Here is a 798-nt window from a genome sequence, read left to right as displayed (position 1 = left end):
TGAAGTGGTCCCAGCTTTTCGGACAGTTTTGCGGCGTTTCTAAGGTGTATCGTGTCTAGGTTTCATGCTGCTTTTTGCTCTTCCAAGCCCGCCCAATATGCGTCGTCGGGCGTCTGCCGATCAAGCGCGGAATGGGGCCGCTCGGTGTTGTAGAATGCCATCCAGTCCTTGATGACGCGTCGAGCCTGGAAGCCGTCGCTGATCTCTTCGAGATAGATCGCCTCCTGCTTCAGCGACCGCCACAGCCGTTCGATGAAGATGTTATCGAGGTAGCGGCCCCGCCCATCCATTGAGATGCGCACGCCTGTCTCGGTCAGCGTCGTGATCCAGGCCGATCCGGTGAACTGCGATCCTTGATCCGTATTCATAATCTCGGGCGGGCCGTATTTGGCGATAGCTTCGTTCAGCGCATCGACGCAGAAGTCGGCGTGCATCGTGTTTGAAAGCCTCCAGCTCAGGACTTTGCGCGTCGCCCAATCCATGATCGCCACGAGATACAGGAAGCCATTCCTGACCGGGACGAATGTGATGTCGGCGCACCAGACCTGGTTCGGTCGGTCGATCTGCATCTTCCTCAGCAGATACGGATAGACCGGATGCTGGGGATGCGGCTGGCTGGTTCTGGGCCGTTTGTAGATTGCTTCCAAGCCCATCTTTGCCATCAGCCTTCTGACGCGATGACGCCCGACAATAATCCCTTCCCGGCGCAGATAGGCCGCGATCTGGCGTGACCCGAAGAACGGGTATCTGGTGAAGACGCGGTCGATCTCTTTCATCATCGCCAGCGTGTCAGCGGCG

At 57.9% G+C, this 798-nt stretch carries 1 pseudogene; it reads right to left on the bottom strand.

Annotated features, from left to right (window positions below):
• Window positions 1-95: 95 nt before the first annotated feature.
• Window positions 96-798: pseudogene (locus FGE21_RS19900) on the bottom strand (IS3 family transposase); the annotation flags it as partial.

It is taken from the genome of Phaeobacter sp. B1627 (assembly GCF_006265095.1).
Taxonomy (GTDB): Bacteria; Pseudomonadota; Alphaproteobacteria; order Rhodobacterales; family Rhodobacteraceae; genus Epibacterium.
This window is presented reverse-complemented; position numbering and strand designations above follow the sequence as displayed.